Origin of the sequence: Novosphingobium sp. AAP83, assembly GCF_001295795.1 — a bacterium.
Classification (GTDB): Bacteria; Pseudomonadota; Alphaproteobacteria; order Sphingomonadales; family Sphingomonadaceae; genus Novosphingobium.
The window spans coordinates 181,035-194,848 of record NZ_LJHY01000016.1 but is presented as its reverse complement, the minus strand read 5'-3'; the positions used below and the strand labels follow the sequence as shown (position 1 = coordinate 194,848).

General features: G+C 50.3%; 15 protein-coding genes and 1 tRNA gene. 12 read left to right on the top strand and 4 right to left on the bottom strand.

What is annotated here, in order from left to right; genetic code table 11:
* Positions 1–41: 41 nt before the first annotated feature.
* Entirely contained in the window at positions 42–602 is a 561-nt protein-coding gene (locus IP81_RS07630; protein WP_054107392.1) for a DUF2062 domain-containing protein, read from the top strand.
* On the top strand, positions 602–3,058 hold the full coding sequence (locus tag IP81_RS07625) for a response regulator (protein ID WP_054107391.1): 2,457 nt from the start codon (positions 602–604) through the stop codon (positions 3,056–3,058). Before IP81_RS07630 ends, IP81_RS07625 begins: the two co-directional genes overlap by 1 nt.
* Before the next feature lie 415 nt (positions 3,059–3,473).
* Here IP81_RS07625 and IP81_RS07620 read toward each other — a convergent pair whose 3' ends face one another.
* Positions 3,474–3,773, bottom strand: a complete 300-nt coding sequence (locus IP81_RS07620; protein ID WP_231626267.1) for a DUF1905 domain-containing protein — start codon at positions 3,771–3,773, stop codon at positions 3,474–3,476.
* Positions 3,774–3,790: 17 nt separating this feature from the next.
* A complete protein-coding gene (locus tag IP81_RS07615; RefSeq protein ID WP_082356068.1) occupies positions 3,791–4,744 on the bottom strand; it encodes a peptidylprolyl isomerase in 954 nt (317 codons plus the stop codon).
* Between the two features lie 75 nt (positions 4,745–4,819).
* On the opposite strand from IP81_RS07615, the gene IP81_RS07610 reads away from it, so the two are divergent.
* The 9 genes from IP81_RS07610 (at position 4,820) to IP81_RS07575 (ending at position 11,287) form a co-directional block, all read left to right on the top strand.
* Positions 4,820–4,910 (top strand) — tRNA-Ser (locus IP81_RS07610).
* 213 nt (positions 4,911–5,123) lie between these two features.
* Positions 5,124–6,428, top strand: a complete 1,305-nt coding sequence (locus tag IP81_RS07605) for an integrase arm-type DNA-binding domain-containing protein (RefSeq protein ID WP_082356039.1) — start codon at positions 5,124–5,126, stop codon at positions 6,426–6,428.
* 233 nt (positions 6,429–6,661) lie between these two features.
* Positions 6,662–6,862: an AlpA family transcriptional regulator gene (locus IP81_RS07600; RefSeq protein ID WP_054107387.1), complete on the top strand. Its 201-nt coding sequence runs from the start codon at positions 6,662–6,664 to the stop codon at positions 6,860–6,862.
* Between the two features lie 52 nt (positions 6,863–6,914).
* On the top strand, positions 6,915–7,412 hold the full coding sequence (locus IP81_RS07595) for a hypothetical protein (protein ID WP_054107386.1): 498 nt from the start codon (positions 6,915–6,917) through the stop codon (positions 7,410–7,412).
* Between the two features lie 138 nt (positions 7,413–7,550).
* Positions 7,551–8,057, top strand: a complete 507-nt coding sequence (locus IP81_RS20135; RefSeq protein WP_157573122.1) for a hypothetical protein — start codon at positions 7,551–7,553, stop codon at positions 8,055–8,057.
* A gap of 259 nt (positions 8,058–8,316) precedes the next feature.
* Positions 8,317–9,540, top strand: coding sequence for an AAA family ATPase (locus IP81_RS07585; RefSeq protein ID WP_082356038.1), 1,224 nt, complete (start codon positions 8,317–8,319; stop codon positions 9,538–9,540).
* 369 nt (positions 9,541–9,909) lie between these two features.
* A complete protein-coding gene (locus tag IP81_RS07580; RefSeq protein ID WP_157573121.1) occupies positions 9,910–10,392 on the top strand; it encodes a hypothetical protein in 483 nt (160 codons plus the stop codon).
* 91 nt (positions 10,393–10,483) lie between these two features.
* Positions 10,484–10,798, top strand: coding sequence for a hypothetical protein (locus tag IP81_RS20130; RefSeq protein ID WP_157573120.1), 315 nt, complete (start codon positions 10,484–10,486; stop codon positions 10,796–10,798).
* Between the two features lie 15 nt (positions 10,799–10,813).
* A complete protein-coding gene (locus IP81_RS07575; RefSeq protein WP_054107382.1) occupies positions 10,814–11,287 on the top strand; it encodes a DUF6508 domain-containing protein in 474 nt (157 codons plus the stop codon).
* Positions 11,288–11,317: 30 nt separating this feature from the next.
* On the opposite strand, the gene IP81_RS07570 is transcribed toward IP81_RS07575, so the two are convergent.
* Positions 11,318–11,782 carry a thermonuclease family protein gene (locus IP81_RS07570; protein ID WP_054107381.1) on the bottom strand — a complete coding sequence of 155 codons (465 nt, stop codon included), beginning with the start codon at positions 11,780–11,782 and terminating at the stop codon, positions 11,318–11,320.
* A gap of 222 nt (positions 11,783–12,004) precedes the next feature.
* On the opposite strand from IP81_RS07570, the gene IP81_RS19600 reads away from it, so the two are divergent.
* Positions 12,005–12,592 (top strand): recombinase family protein, encoded by a 588-nt coding sequence (locus tag IP81_RS19600; protein WP_082356037.1) that lies wholly within the window; start codon positions 12,005–12,007, stop codon positions 12,590–12,592.
* Between the two features lie 119 nt (positions 12,593–12,711).
* Here IP81_RS19600 and IP81_RS07560 read toward each other — a convergent pair whose 3' ends face one another.
* A complete protein-coding gene (locus IP81_RS07560; RefSeq protein WP_082356036.1) occupies positions 12,712–13,782 on the bottom strand; it encodes a J domain-containing protein in 1,071 nt (356 codons plus the stop codon).
* Between the last annotated feature and the right edge of the window lie 32 nt (positions 13,783–13,814).

Genomic DNA, 13,814 nt, shown 5'->3' with positions numbered 1-13,814 from the left:
GGTAGCGGTGCGATTGAATTACGGGTAAGAGCAAAAGCGCAATGTTCGATAAAATCGTCACTTGGGCGCGGGCCAATATGCCAACGCGCGAACAGCTTGAAGGCAATCGCTTTTCTCGCCCGCTCGCCGCGCGCCACGAATTGTGGCGATTTACCCGTCGTTCGGTGCCGCGCGGCGTTGCAGCAGGCCTGTTTATCGGCATTTTCGCGCTGATTCCGGGCGTCCAGATCGTTGGCGCTGCGCTGATGTGTGTGCCTGTGCGCGGTAATATCCCGCTCGCCGTGCTGATGACGTTCGTTTCGATTCCCCCCACAACGGCGTTCGTTTTCCTGCCCGGCGCGGTCTGGGTGGGCAATCAATTCGGATTTCACGCCGACTTTTCCACAATAAGCGAAATGGTTACGCGGGGCGCCAGTGTGGGTGACTGGTTCGGCTGGCTGGGCACCGATGCCGCGCCATCGTTGGTCATCGGCCTGTTCGTGATTGCGGCCATCACTTCGATTGTCGGCTATTTCCTGTCGGTCATCGGCTGGCGCTGGTGGACCGGACGCAAACATCGCGCACGCAAATGGCGCACCCCCGCAAGCGATTTTCCTGACTGATGGTCGATACCGCAGCGGATGTTGTCACATGGGACGGAGCCAATCGCGCGCCCTGGCGTGATTGGCTGGTGCTGGGAGGTGCCGTTGCCGCCAGCACCGGCTTGTTATGGAGCGTTTCTGGCCAAGCCCTGATCGCTGGCGGTTTCGCTGGCGGAGCGCTGGTGATCGCGGCCGCGCTACGGCTCGTCGCACGGCCCGCCGCAGCCCCGCTCGTGGCCGAATTTGCAACGCCCGATTGGTCGGTCACCAATGCCGCGATTGAAGGGACCGATGCCGGCATCGCCATCACAGATCGCGCCGGACGTCTGGTTTGCGCCAATGCCTTGATGAGCCAGTGGTTCGGCGTCTCTGCCGCGCCGCCGCGCCTTGCGCTGCACAAGCCTTCGGCAGAAGCGCTGGAGGAGGCCTCCCGCGCGGCTTGGCGCGATGGGGCGGCAAAGCTTGACACGGTTGTTTCCGATACGGGGGCTTGGCGCGTGGAGATTGACCGGGTTGGACGGGGTGATGATTTCCTCGTCTGGCGGCTGTTCCCCGTCGCCAAGCAAGATCTTGTCGCAGAAATGGCCACCCATGTTGCCGGAAAGCTTGGCCGCGCTTTGGCGCGCGAAGGCATCCAGACTGCACTGGTCACGCCTGATGGCAAGGTCGTTGCGACCAACGCCTTGTTTTCGCAGCGCGCAACCGGGGATTCCGATACGGATCTTACCGGCGCCGCTTTCGTGTCGTTCCTCGCCAGCGACGAGGCCGAGCGTATCTTCTACATGCGTGAATCGCGCGGCGGCACGCCCGTTCGGCTGGTGCATTTGCCCGTGGCCGATCCAGATGGCATCGCCAATATCGATCCGGCCCGCACCGCCTCGCTGTTCTTGTTGCTCGATAATCAGGGCGGCGTGGGCGAAGTGCGCGCAGGCCTGCCGCAGATCGAAGCGCTGCTCTCGCGCTTGCCGCTCGGTCTCGCGATGACCGATCGCGATGGCCGCATCCTTTTTGCCAACGCCGCCTTCCTGCGCGCGGCCGGTCACGAAGATACCATCCCGCCGCCCTATCCTTCCGATCTTGTGATCAAGGAAGACAAGGGCGCTCTGGCCGATGCGGTGCGCCGCTATGCCCAAGGCACGCCGATGGCGGGCGATGTGGCCGTGCGGCTGCGCTCCTCGCCCGAAGAGCCGGTGTCGCTCAGCCTTGCCGGCGTGCGCGGGCTAGGGGAGGGGGCCGTCCTGCTCAGCCTCAAGGATTCCTCTGAAGAAACCCGGCTCAAGCGCGAAATCGCCCAGGCCACCAAAATGCAGGCAGTCGGCCAGTTGGCGGGCGGCGTGGCGCACGATTTCAACAACGTACTCACCGCCATCATCGGCTATTGCGATCTCATGCTGATGCGCCACACACCGGGCGATAGCGATTACGATGATATCCAGCAGGTCAAGGCAAACTCCAATCGCGCCGCCTCGCTTACCCGCCAGTTGCTCGCTTTCTCGCGCCAGCAAACCTTGCGCCCGCAAGTGCTGCAACTGCCCGATGTCGTCGCCGAAGTTTCCGCCCTGCTCAAACGCCTGATCGGCGAAAAGATCGTGCTCGAAGTCACGCATGATCGCGATCTCGGCTTTGTACGCGCCGATCCCACCCAGCTTGAGCAAGTCCTGCTCAATCTCGCGGTCAACGCGCGCGATGCCATTAACGACAAGCTTTCGGCCAAAGCGGGCGGCAAAGGCTCCAGCGGCGGTGTGCTCAAGCTGATGACCCGCCGCGTCACCGCAGCCGATGTGCGCGCGATGAAAAGCGAAATTCTTCCCATCGGTGATTACACTGCGCTGGTCGTCGAAGATAACGGTCATGGGATCAAGCCCAACCAGATCGGCAAAATCTTCGAACCGTTCTTCACCACCAAGGAAAAGGGCAAGGGCACCGGGCTTGGCCTGTCCACGGTCTACGGCATCGTCAAGCAATCGGGCGGGTTCATCTTTGCCGAAAGCGAATTGGAGAAATTCACCCGCTTCACCATGTACTTGCCGGTCCATGTTCCCGATGCGTCTGAAACCGCCGAAGCTGCCAAGGCCGCGCAGCCCAAACCTGAGCTCAATCGCGAATGGAGCGGCGGCGGGCGCATCCTGCTGGTCGAGGATGAAGATACCGTTCGCGCCGTTGCCGAACGTGCGCTCGCAAGGCAGGGCTATGAAGTCACCACCGCTGCCGATGGCGAAGAGGGCCTCGAAGCCATCGTCAACGGCGGGCAGTTCGATCTGGTCGTCTCCGACGTCGTCATGCCCTCGATGGACGGCCCCGCCATGGCCCGCGAAATCCGCGCGCTAAAGCCCGATCTGCCGTTCCTGTTCATGTCGGGCTATGCCGAGGAAAACCTGCGGCGCGATATCGATATCCCCAACATGCATTTCCTGCCCAAACCCTTCTCGGTCCAGCAAATCGCCGAAGCGGTAGAACGTGTGTTGCGCGGCGGCTGACCTCCAAAAACCGCTTTCCTACAAACCCGGTTTCAGGCCAAATCCCCCCGCTCCTTGAACCGTCAATCGCGCAGCCGCCCTACCCAAAAGGCGAGCCCCTTCTTCTTCCCCCTTCCCGCAAGCGGGAAGGGTCGGGGATGGGCCTTCTTCGTCTCCCGACCCACTCACCCTAGGCCTGCCAAAGGGGGGAAGGGCCAGGGATGGCCCACGCCCTCTTCCCCCTTCCCGCATGCGGGAAGGGACGGGGATGGGCCTTCACTTCCTTCCTTCCGCTCACCGCAAGCCTGCCGAAGAAGGTCAGATACAGGCCGGAAAATCTCCCAAAAACCCCCGCGCGTGAGGCCCTGACAAGTTCCCCCTGAACAGTGTAATCTGTGTAAACCTGTTCAGACAAATAACCTCTTACCTGAACAAATCAGAACGCCAACGACAGCGCAAACGCCTCGCCCTCCACCAGCCCTTCCGCCTTGCGCACCGCCGCTTTAACCGGCACCATCCACCCGTGCTCCTTCGATGGAAAAGCCGAAGTCCGCCATTCCGTCGCGCCCACGTAAACCGTCACTTTCACCGATCCAAACCCCGCGCGCCGTCCGGTCTCCAGCCGCTGCATCAGCGCCGTGCCCGATAAAGCCTCGCCCGCCGCGCCATCAATCGTGGCAAAGAACCAGTCCCCGCCATTCTCTCCGCCAGACCAGCGCCACAGCGTCGAGGTCAAGTCGTACCGCCCCTCGCTCATTTCACGCGGCGCACCGGCACCGGCACATTGCAGATATCCACGCCGCCCGCCGGTTGAATGTAAAACGCATCACGCCGGTTGGCGCGCGCATCGGCATAGCGCGCAAAACTCGCGCTTTCTGTGTTCAGATACTCAAAGCGCGGAAGGTCAGCCACATCGCTGCCAATCCGGATAGAGCGGATCGGCGTGCGCTCCTCAGGCGTCTTGTAAAACCCGATGTCACCCGTCCCGCGCGGCAGGGTCGACAAATGCTCCATTCCCTCGATCACCCGCCCCACAACCGCAATATTGCGATCCAACTGGCGCGGCGCATGGCCGATCACCGCGTAAAGCTCCGCGCCGGTGCCAGTGTCCGGCGGCTCGTTCCGGCCCACGCCGACGCTGCCATAACAGTGGACGGGCCATGCGCTGCCTTTGGCTCCGGCGACGGGAAATCCGCCATGAAACATGCCAGTTGCGGCATACGGATCGCGGCTGGTCTTCCTCTCGATTGCGAAGCCTATATGGTCATCAACACCCCCGTCATTGCCATAAAAATTGGGGGTCACGTATTCGCTTTGCGGCACCACAGCCAGCCCACCCGGCGAAGCCATTGCCTTCGCCTTGTCCTCGCCATCCGCATCGCCCCACTGCACCACATAATTGTCCTGCGCACGGTTGATCGAAGTACCGTCCCACCAATGCGCTCCGGCCAGCTTGCGGATATTGCCGATCCACCCTTGCGAGAACGGCGCAGGCAGCAACTGGATCACCACACGGCGCGGGCGCTGCGCCGCATCAGGCGCAAGGTCCATCACCAGAACGTCAGAAGCTGCAATCGCGCTCCAGTCCGAAGCAGGCGCGCCCGCCACAATCTCGGACGGCGCCAGCACCGGCTCGGCTTTCGCCGCAGCGGCGGGAGCAGGGGAGGCGGCAGCCGCCGCAGCGGCGATCAGAGAGAAGAATGACATTTGTCCATCATTGCAGGAACCGACGCCTTGCGAAAGCCAAGACATGCCGCTAGGGGCTGCTTTCCAGAGCAATGCGGAGCGGTGGCCGAGTGGTCGAAGGCGCTCGCCTGGAAAGTGAGTATGGGCCAAAAGCTCATCGAGGGTTCGAATCCCTCCCGCTCCGCCATTTTCCAAATTCATAATGTATCAGATCGCTCCAAAAGCCCTGATTCCATTGAGTTTTGGAATGGCCTATGCACCAAGCGGTTTCAGTTCTTCCCCCCTTGTTTCACTCTAAAAGGGGGTAAAAAAGGGGGAAACTTTTTTTCGGGCTGGCATGATTCGACGCATAAATAGATCGCAGGAAATGAACTCCTGCGCACATTATGGAGTTTGAATTATGACTAGAATGAATGAGGGCGGTACCGGTCAAGAGCGCCGCAAACCAAAGCCCATACTAACTGACACGTTAGCTCGCAGCATTAAGCCCGATGGGCCTGTTCTGCCAGATAGAACGGTCAAGGGCTTGAAGCTCAAACCGACCAGCCGCAAAGGGCGTGGATACTGGTTTTTAATCTACACATCGCCAATTACAAAAAAGCAACCCGAGCTATCGCTTGGAACCTATCCCGATGTGTCGATTGCAGAGGCTCGTGAGAAAGCCACAGAGGCACGTAAGCTGCTAGCCAAGGGGATTGATCCCAAGATTGCCCGTGACGCTGAGAAGGCGGGATCTGCCGTGAATGATGCAATTCCTACGTTCGAGGAAGCTGCACGCCAATGCTATGGAATGAAGAAGTCCGCATGGAGCAATGGCAAGCACACAAATCAATGGCTCAGTACCCTTGAAACCTACATCTTTCCCACTCTCGGAAATCGAAAGGTTGACACCCTTAAGGCGTCCGATTTTGCTAACGCTCTCTCGCCGATATGGTTGGAAATAGCTGAAACAGCAAGGCGTGTGAAGCAGCGTTGCCAAGCTATAATGAAATGGTGCTGGGCAAGAGAATACGTTGTGAGCAACGTTGTTGATGTGGTCACAGAGCTTCTACCAGACCCAACGGAGGCGAGGAAATCCACGCCACAACCTGCAATGCGCTGGCAGGACGTGCCTGATTTTGTGAACAACGTGGTTCGCAAAAATCGTATGGGAAGCAGTCGCCCCTTACTTGAATGGTTGATCCTCACTTCAGCACGTTCGGGTGAAGGTCGTCACCTTACGTGGAGCCAGATCGATTTTAAGCAAGCGATCTGGAACATTCCGCCATGCAACACGAAGATGAAACGTTTGCACAATGTGCCGTTATCCAGTCGCTGCATGGAGATTCTGGACGAGCAAAAGGCATACTTCAAACTGATGAATGGTAGAGCCCCAGAGCCAACAGACCTCGTGTTCCCGTCACCACGTGGGAAGGTCTATTCGGACATGACACTCAGCAAGTTCATGAAGGATCGTCTGGTTCCAAGCGACACAGAGGGTCGCTATGCGGTACCACATGGTTTTCGCACATCGTTTCGTGGGTGGGCCACACTCAATCAAGTCGATGGTAAAGCTGTGGAAGAGCACTTGATTGAACTTTGCCTCGCCCACGTGGAAGGCAATAAGTCCATACGTGCTTACAAGCGTGAAGACCTTATCAAACTTCGCCGCCCCATCATGCAAGCTTATGCAAACTATCTTGCGACAAGCACCAATATAAAATAATTATTTATTTGCAAATCGAAGAAAGATACTTCAAAGTTATACTTTTATATTGACGAATCACATAAGGGGCCGTACAATAGGCGCTGCAAGTCGACGAAAGCGATTCGCAATATCTCAGGTCAAGGCCTGATAGCCAACCATGAAAATGGAAGACGCTGCGCTCATAAGGGCGGAGCTATGTAAAATACGCCAACTACACAAGGAGATTGGCCAAAAAGGAGCATATATTAGTTATGAGTGAATTTCAAGAGCGTTTTATAAGGGAGCCAGAATGTAAGCACATTACCGGTTTATCTCGTGCGACGAGGCATCGTATGCAAAAGAAGGATGACTTTCCTAAGCCCATAAAGCTCAACGGAAGAATTTCCGTTTGGCAGTTAAGCAAGGTCAACAAGTGGCTGATTGAAAACAGCCAAAAGGGGATCGTGTCATGAACGTAGGAACCTCAATCAGAAAAAGGGCTTAAGGACATATGTGGAGAGAATAATGTTTGTTAATCAAAAAGACTTTGCCGTTATTAGAATAAGCCAAACACATAATTTTGCAGAAATTGCTATTGATCATGTTGCAGCATCGCTTAGTGATGCCGGTATTGATTATATTTATGTGAATGGACCATATCTAATTTTGGATCGTAATCCGGAAACGATAACGATTACGATGAGCGATTGTGGTGGTGCCATATTTATTGATGCCAACCTCGACGTTACAAACCCTCAATGTCATTCAGATCGCTTCATTAAGGATGCATTTTCCTTAACGACGAAGGATGAATGGTGCGGTTTTTCATCCTATGTCCATGAAGGCGGGCACGTCATATCATTGGAAATGGTTGTGCCCTGCCACCATGATGGGTTGCTAAGCTTCGCAAAAAGCTGGGAAAAGTTTGAAGACAAACTGAAAACTTTCAAGGCTGAAGCTTCCAAAATTGGCTTGGAAATCGTTTCTGACGATGACACCGATCCAGTTGCTGTAATCGCATAACACCAAAGCAGATTTGGCAAGGCAAAAGCTCGACGTCGCTGTCGGACAATGCCTTGCCGTGTCTGACCGATAACAAAACAAAATAGAAAATAAACCAAACATACGTTAATAAATTTGGATCGAAATAAAGGAAAGAATATGACACATTCCAAAATAATACCAGTGAGTACTATGCATACATGGGTTGAGCCACTATGGGCTAACTGTTTAAAATCCATGGGAGTTCCATTCGTATATTATAGAAAACATCGTTACGTCGTATTTGGTGGAAAATACGAAATATTTTTTGCAAGACTTAGTAGATGTGACACATATGTACGTATAATCGGTGAGGCAAGTTACAAAATTAAAAATAATTATGGTGAAAGCTTTATATCATCAATTTTGTACTCTGAGGTATGTGATAGTCTGTATGATATTTATGGAGACCAATTTGATATAGATCAATATTTGAAGGATGACACAATGAATATCGAATTTACAGTAAATGTTCCCATGAAAGATCACAAATACGAAAATATCAATATGGCTATCAAGACCTATTATGAACAATTGGACCTTGTAAAAAAGGCTGGCTTAAAGCTGGGACTGGAGTTTGAGGTGGAGCCAGAAGTCAGAAAAGCTCTTTGCTTTAAAAGCGCATAAACACCCATGTAGCATAGCAAGGCAAAAGCTCGACGTCACTGTCGGGCAATGCCTTGCTATGCCTAAAATCAGAACAATCATCCTTTTTCAACCGCAATGGAGAACCAAATACAGAAAAAGGAATTTCTAAGGAAAACATTATGTTAAGATTATATTTCACCACAAATCAGGAGTGCCTACGCAACGCATCTCCATGGTACTATTTAGTCTATTTGATTGATGAAAAGCAGGGGTCACTCTGGACCAAGGCAGGTGCTCTATGAGCACAGGCAACACTGCAAACACAGCACCAGCCGCTTCGCTACCACCATCAATCATTGCCGCACCATACAAATGGCTTGATCCATCGAAAATACCACCACGTCCATGGATATATGGGCAACAGCTTCTGCGTGGAAGCGTGTCGATGATCATTGCGCCGGGTGGCGCAGGTAAGACAGCACTGGCAACAGGTATGGCACTATCCCTTGTCACTGGACGTGATTTTATGGGCAGCAAGGTTTGCGGCGGCCCCAAGAAGGTCTGGCTTTGGTCTCTTGAGGATTCCATTGAGGAACTATCCCTTGGAGTACAGGCAGCAGCATCTTATTGGGATATCAGTGAAGACGATCAGAGCGGCAAACTCTTCCTGAATTCAGCCCTGAATGGCGATCACCTGAAGCTGGTATCTAACCGCAATGGTGGTTTGAAAGAGGATTTCGACCTTGCCGAAGCCATCGTCTCGCAACTGGTTGAAAACGCCATCGACGTGTTTTTCATTGACCCATTCGTATCGTGCCATGATGCCAATGAGAATGATAACAAATCGATGGACGCCGTGGTCAAGCTTCTGGCGCTGATAGCATATGAGGCAAACTGCTCGATTGTATTGCTGCACCATACGAATAAGGGTTTTGGTCAGGTGGATGAAAATTCTGCAAGAGGTGCCTCAGCCGTTGTGAATGCAGCAAGATCGGTGGTGACGATTAATCCCTTGGATGGCAGTGACGTCAAACTCTACGACATCGATGAAGATAAAATTGCTAGCTATATCAAGCTTCATGATCGCAAAAATAACAGAATCTCAGCATGTAGATCATCATCATATTTCAAGTTCGAGTCTGTGATGCTCAAATTGAGTGATGGGAATGAAGAATCTGTAGGAGTGATCGTGCCAGCAGATTTGGAAATCCATGAAGTTCAGGATTTAACGGAACATCAGATTGCTCAAATCCAGTTGGAAATGGATGAAGGTTTCTGTAGGCATGATCCTCAATCTCCTAAGTGGATTGGACGTACTGTTGCTTCAATCATGAATCTTGATGCAGGTAAAAAGAATCATAAAATTCTTATAATCGATCAGATAAACAAATTGGAAACCAATGGTTTTATAAAATGTGAAATCGCAAAAGGTAAAAACTCAAGAGATTATAAAATATACTCTACAGTTGATAAGGCTAAAGCCTTCTCCAAATCCAATGGTATTAATAACCACATAAATTGATGTCACCACCACCACCACCTCCCTCCTATATTAATATAGGAGGGGGTGATGGATGTTATGTGTGACTATGAATCTTCATATTTCAAAAAATGGAGTTTTGCGAGGGACGAGCACTCACGAACGTAGTGAGTGAGTATATGTGTTTTATAGCACTTCAATGTGTTTTGTTACACTTCATAGTTCCCTGCGGGAACTGAAGCTGCGCTTCATTTATGCATTTGAAATTTTGAAAAATGTGTAAAATCCAGCTTGTATAAATAGTTTTGTAGAAAATGCATTTAATCATTCTACAAACGAAACTTCATTAATGAATCAAAAATTTCACATCAACCATGGAGAATGTGAAACATCTTATAAAGGAAATCAAACATGTCAGTAGTAGTTACAATGAATCAAAAAACAAATATCTTCAGTGATAAGATTTTTCCAAACACACTTACAATGTCGAAGTGTCTTTCTAAAAATTCAATCTCACATAAAATCATCAGCGACACTGATATCAAGGTTGAAAATTGGAAATCACCATTCTTCATTGACTCGTACTATGGTCAAAAAGAAGCTCACATATATTTCGCACATGATGTTTTCGGTCAGAAGAATCAGGATGTTTGTGCTCTTGAAGCTCTTTCGAGTGAATTCACATGTGAAAGGTATGATTGCAATGCAAGAATTTTTCCAAACTCTGTGGCAATTTATTTTGGTTGCAGCATCGATCTGAACTACTTCAACACCGATCAGAAACTCATGGAAGCAATTGAGAGTTTTGGTGAAACCCTTGATGAGTTTACCGATAGAGCGATAGAGTATGGATTTACATTCGGTGGTGACAGTCAAACACAGGGCTTAATCTGATATATGAAGGGATGAAATTTCATGATCTTGTGAGTTTCATCCTTTTATAAATAGATATGAAGGCAAAAAAATTATCAGAAAGGATATACAATTGGAAGGAAAGTTAATAAATTTCATAGTAGACAAAGAGGAGCTTATCAGATTTGATGCCGTGGTTTCTATGCTTAATCGTACACGCACATCTGTTCTCACTGAGCTTATGCGTGGATTTTGTGTGCATCAAGTCGTTGAGGTCGAAAAACGTAATCGCAAATTAGAAGAGTTGAATCAAGCACTTTTGCAACAAACCATGCTTGAAACTCAAGCCAGCCATAGGCGCTTAATGGCAAAACCAGAGGGCTTTGATGACGGTCCACCATCCATTTTTTATGATGACGGAAGTGATTTTAATGAGACAAATTTTTAAAGGATACAGAGACATATGGCAAAAAATACAAACCTAAACAGCTACTACCATGAAGGTGAAGCCACCCGTCGCCAAATGCGAGGATTGGCGTATTTTGCCGACAAATTCGCTGATGCCGATTTCGAACTCGGGCACTTTCAGGAAACGCCTGTCAAATCGCAGGGACCAAGGAAACCCATCTTCATTCTTAGTGACGTGGCAAACAACTTCGTAACATATTGCATTAATGAGAAATTGGTCGATCTTCGAATCGACACTGACGGTATCAATTGGGGCAAGATCGCCATGGGCGGCAACATTACCGCTAATGCATCACCACACAATCTGATCACGATGCTGACTCACATTCTGGGGGATGCAGTCCATTGGCAGTGTAGACTTATAAAAGCGTTCCAATCTGGGTTGCTACAGGGCATTTTGGATAGAGGTGCAGTGTTCGCTAACCTTGATGTAGCGGGTGAACCATTGCCTCTGGAACTGGCTGATTGATCATGCCGTCATAGGCAGTGAAACAACTCTTCATTGCCTATGACGCTTACGTGCACGGAACTCATCGGGCACCTGAAACTCCCCCGACCATATGTTCAGCTTCTGCGCACGGGCCATCTGTTCATCCGCCACATAGGCTTTCGAATACCGACGATACGAAACAGCCCATCCAGAGCGAACCATCCACTGGTTGAGGTTGAGCTTTCCCACATAGCAGGTGCCAAGCGAACGCTTATATCTATCGGTGCCTGAGATTTTGCAACGCACAGGTTGAGCGCCAATCTTCTGCATCAAAGCGATCTTCGCTTGCTGGCCACAGCGCCAAATTGAACCATCTGGCCTTTTGCAGGTTTGGGACATTTCTGGGGCATCAATACCTTCGAGCCTGATGCGGGTCTCACCGATCCTGATTGTGTCACCATCTGTTACGGTTTGTGCACCTTGCAGGAGTGTCATGGTAACAGCAGCGACGTAGGTCAGCACATTGATCATCATGATCGTGCTGTAAGTCAGATTTTGATCATCTCAAATCACCAAGTGGTGGGGACGATCATCAATCGGTGGCATTTTGTCAGGGCGACTGTCTTGGCTGGTTCACAACTTCTAAGTTTTGAGTGTACCTCTTTTTGAACGCCAAAGTGGTTCACAACATACGTTTACAAATTGTGCGACATAGCTTATAATGTCATCTAACTTGTGAGCCAGATGGGGTGGAAAATGAGCCGGATCGCATATTATCGCTGTAGCACTGGCGACCAGTCCATCGAATCACAAAGGAATGCACTCAGCGGTGACTTTGAACGTGAGTTTTCCGATGCAGGTGTTTCCGGTGCTGTCCTTGCGGAAGATCGACACGGTTTTTCTGATCTGCTGAAATACATTCGTGAAGGCGATACGCTTTGCATATACGATATCAGCAGATTGGGACGTGACGCACTTAATGTTCAATCCATGGTCCGCCGACTTTTGGCTATGGGTGTGACCATTGAAGTTCTCGGTCTTGGCGCAATTGGCAAAGGCGTGGGCGAACTGATTGTAGCGGTGCTTTCTCAAATTGCAGATATGGAGCGGCAAAGAATTTGGGAAAGATGTGATGCTGGAAGGGCTGCTGCGAAGGTATCTCTGAAAGCTACAGGTCTTACGCATCGGGGTAAGGTAAGCCTTGGAAGGCCAATGGCTGCTGATGCTGCCGCTGTCGTGGAATGGCGCAGAATGAATGCTGCTTCGATCCGCCAGACTTGTGCACATTTTGGAATATCAAAGGCAACCGTCACCAGATATTGTGGGAATGCAAACGCCGCTTGAGGATTGAAAGCTGCTTCTGCAGACTCATGGAAGCCTATCATTTAACGATAGACCCTCTCATTTCTAAAAAAAGACTTTCAAATCGTAAATTTGCAATATATTCTTGGTTTAATTTCTGGCTAATTACAGTTCTCTATTGAAAAATTTTTATAATTTCCATAATTTTTCCCATTCCACATTTTTAATAAAACTTGAATATTTGATTTAGGACTCATTTGAGATAATCCTCTGAGCATATCTATTTCACAAAACCCTTTCGAAATTTCACTAATGACCCAAGAGTCAAATTCATTTCTATCGATACTTTTGGAAAATTGAACAGCTAAAATATATTCATATGTTACCATTCCATTATCATCAGCAGACATGCCATCAAATATGAATGATTGTTGCAGTATCGGAGTTGGAGCAGTGCCATTGCGGACCTGACTATAAGTCTCAAGCACATCCAAACCCGTCATGCTTTTTTCCGGTACTGAGTTGCTATATTCCTCGCTTGACGCATTTAACGAACCTTCGGCCACTTCCACTGATGCTTCGGTGGCTTCGATTGACGGTGGATTATCAAAATCTGCAATATTGATTGCAATAATACATACAGCAAAAATTATAATTGCAAATAGCCATTTCATCCACTGATAATCGTCAGCATCATTGGATCGGAATATTTCTTGATTATCAGATGGATTGTTCAAATCATTATGATAATTCTGAGTAGCTGCTTTCTGTGCTTTTGATGGTTCCTCAGGTGAAGCACCAGCCTTGCCATTGCCGCCATGCTTATACGCCCTTTGAGCAAGTGTTTTCGCAGCACCAATCGGGCAGCCCATATCGACCAGAGCTTGGTAGATCGCAATTTGGTCGGCACCACTTTCAGCCAATTCGAATGCCAGATCGAGCAGTACCGAGATGAAAAGGTCGAATGCATCACCATCATCCATCGTGCCATCAGAGGCAGCGGATTTTTGGTTAGCAGCACCAGCGGCATCATATGCTGCTCGTTTTTCTGGATTAGAGAGCACCTCGTAAGCGTGGGCGATATCCTTGAAACGCCGTTCAGCCTCTTCCTTATTGCCAGCGTTACGATCGGGATGCCAACGCTTGGCCTGTTTCAGATAGGCAGCACGTATCTCAGCCATTGTTGCGTTGGGTTCAACGCAAAGAATTTCGTAAAGGCTCTTCTCTGACACTCGCTTACCCCAAAACTTCCAGCAACCAACCC

Bases quoted from the DNA above. Each gene is read 5' to 3' on its own strand.
- IP81_RS07585 (WP_082356038.1), top strand. From the start codon at position 8,317: ATGAGCACAGGCAACACTGCAAACACAGCACCAGCCGCTTCGCTACCA.
- IP81_RS07625 (WP_054107391.1), top strand. From the start codon at position 602: ATGGTCGATACCGCAGCGGATGTTGTCACATGGGACGGAGCCAATCGC.
- IP81_RS19600 (WP_082356037.1), top strand. From the start codon at position 12,005: ATGAGCCGGATCGCATATTATCGCTGTAGCACTGGCGACCAGTCCATC.
- IP81_RS07630 (WP_054107392.1), top strand. From the start codon at position 42: ATGTTCGATAAAATCGTCACTTGGGCGCGGGCCAATATGCCAACGCGC.
- IP81_RS07580 (WP_157573121.1), top strand. From the start codon at position 9,910: ATGTCAGTAGTAGTTACAATGAATCAAAAAACAAATATCTTCAGTGAT.
- IP81_RS07615 (WP_082356068.1), bottom strand. From the start codon at position 4,744: ATGTCATTCTTCTCTCTGATCGCCGCTGCGGCGGCTGCCGCCTCCCCT.
- IP81_RS07575 (WP_054107382.1), top strand. From the start codon at position 10,814: ATGGCAAAAAATACAAACCTAAACAGCTACTACCATGAAGGTGAAGCC.
- IP81_RS07570 (WP_054107381.1), bottom strand. From the start codon at position 11,782: ATGATGATCAATGTGCTGACCTACGTCGCTGCTGTTACCATGACACTC.
- IP81_RS07605 (WP_082356039.1), top strand. From the start codon at position 5,124: ATGACTAGAATGAATGAGGGCGGTACCGGTCAAGAGCGCCGCAAACCA.
- IP81_RS07600 (WP_054107387.1), top strand. From the start codon at position 6,662: ATGAGTGAATTTCAAGAGCGTTTTATAAGGGAGCCAGAATGTAAGCAC.
- IP81_RS20135 (WP_157573122.1), top strand. From the start codon at position 7,551: ATGACACATTCCAAAATAATACCAGTGAGTACTATGCATACATGGGTT.
- IP81_RS07595 (WP_054107386.1), top strand. From the start codon at position 6,915: ATGTTTGTTAATCAAAAAGACTTTGCCGTTATTAGAATAAGCCAAACA.